Annotated in this window: 1 protein-coding gene and 1 pseudogene; both read right to left on the bottom strand. The window is 67.6% G+C overall.

Annotation, left to right across the window (positions count from 1 at the left end; genetic code table 11):
• Positions 1-121: 121 nt before the first annotated feature.
• Positions 122-489 (bottom strand): annotated as a pseudogene (locus EN738_RS33965) (cupin domain-containing protein).
• 117 nt (positions 490-606) lie between these two features.
• On the bottom strand, positions 607-1,941 hold a 1,335-nt coding region (locus tag EN738_RS33960; protein ID WP_245494852.1), incomplete at its 5' end, for an FAD-binding oxidoreductase.

Genomic DNA, 1,941 nt, shown 5'->3' with positions numbered 1-1,941 from the left:
GGCGGGGACCCGCCGCATGTGCGCCGCATGATCGAGCGGCCGACCACCGCCGGCACCGCCCTGGTCTCACCGAGGGGGCCGATCGAGCACTGACCCGGTTCGGGTCGATCGTCGCCTGCGATCAGGCGGCGCTCTGGATCATGTAGAGCTTGCGCGTGGTCTCCCTGATCAGCCATTCGCCCTTCCAGCCTTGCGGCAGGACGAGCAGATCGCCCGGGCCGAGCTCGCGCCTTTCGCCATCGGCGCGCGCTACTTCGACCCGTCCCGAGATGATGTGGCAAATCTCCGACGAGCCCGAGCGATCGGCGGTGAAGCGGCCCGGCGTGCATTCCCAGATGCCGATATCGACGCTCCCGTCCGGCGATTGGAAGAACGAGCGCACCGCCTCGACCTGGTCGCCTTCGATGGAGGTCGGCTTCGGCGAGAACGCCCCGATATCGGCCGTGGCGAGGTCGTGGAAAGTCGAAGATCGATCAAATTGGGCTCCATGAAATGCTGATCCGCAATAGAGCAATTCCAGGAAAAGTGTGAACGGTTTTCCGTCCGGAATTGCGTCAAAACAATGAGTTAGAGCAGGCCGCCGTTTCCGTGAAACGGTGAACTGCTCTAGTGACCGGTGATGGCGTCGGCCAGGGCGGCAAGCTTCGAGGTGTGCGAAAGCCCGGCGGCCTCGCGGCGATCGGCGAGATGGTAAAGCTGGTACATCGAATGGACGCCGAGCCAGCGGAACGGCTCCGGCTCCCAGCGCCGCACCTTGCGGTTGACCCAGGGCAGGCGCGTCAGTTCCGTGTCCTGGCCAAGGATCAGGTCGGCGAGCGTGCGCCCCGATAGATTGGAGCTGGAGACGCCGAGCCCGACATAGCCGCCGGCCCAGCCGATGCGGGTCGTCGGGTCGAGGCCAACCGTCGTGCACCAATCGCGCGGCACGCCAAGCACGCCGCACCAGGCATGCTCGATGCGGCAGCCCGCCGTCTGCGGCAGCAGCGTCGTCAGGATCTGATGCAGCTGGTCGATCGTCACCTGCTGCGTCTGGCCGTTGACGTCGGTGCGCGAGCCGTAGCGATAGGGCACGCCGCGCCCGCCCATGGTGATGCGCCCCTCGCGCGTGCGCTGGGCATAGCAATAGGCATGGGCGGCACTGCCGAGCAGCTCATGTCCTTCCCAGCCGATCGCGCGCCACAGCTCAGGCGACAGCGGCTCGGTCACGATCTGCGCGCTGTTGAGCGCCAGCCAGGTCCGTTCCTCGCCGGGGATGCCGGCCGTAAAACCCTCGGTGGCGCGGATGATGGTTTCTGCCCGCACCGTGCCGCGGTTGGTCGTCACGCTGCCCTTGGCGATGGCGGTCACCGTCGTCTTCTCGTAGATCGGCACACCCAGCCGCTCGACGGCGGCGGCAAGGCCGCGCACCAGCTTGGCCGGTTGCACCCGCGCCTGGCCATGGACGACGAAGCCGCCAAGGACGTCGCGGACATTGATGCGCGCCCGCGTCGCCGCTTGATCGAGCATCTCGACGCGGTTCGGATCGACGTCCCAGGCGCGGATCGTCTCGCACTCCTCGCGGGCGCGTTCGAGCTGCGCCGGGTTGGTGGCCACCGTCAGATTGTCGACGCGGCGAATGTCGGCATCGATCCCTTCGGCGGCCGCCACCCGGATCACCTCGTCGACGCAGCCGGCCATCGCCGCCTGCATGGCGCTGACACCTTGCCGGGTCGAGGTCTTGAGATATTTCTCGCGCGACCAGGTGAAGCCGCCCGACAGCCAGCCGCCATTGCGGCCCGACGCGCCGAAGCCGGCGAATTCGCGCTCGATCAGCGCGATGCGCAGCGACGGTCTCGCCTTCTTCAGATAGTAGGCGGTCCAAAGGCCGGTGTAGCCGGCGCCGACGATGGCGACATCGGCCTCGATATCGCCGGGCAAGGGCGGCCGCGGCGCGGGAACCCC

The sequence above is a fragment of the Mesorhizobium sp. M4B.F.Ca.ET.017.02.2.1 genome (assembly GCF_003998955.1).
In the GTDB taxonomy this organism is placed as follows: domain Bacteria; phylum Pseudomonadota; class Alphaproteobacteria; order Rhizobiales; family Rhizobiaceae; genus Mesorhizobium; species Mesorhizobium abyssinicae.
Note: the sequence above shows the minus strand (reverse complement) of the source record. Positions and strands in the feature narration are given on the sequence as shown.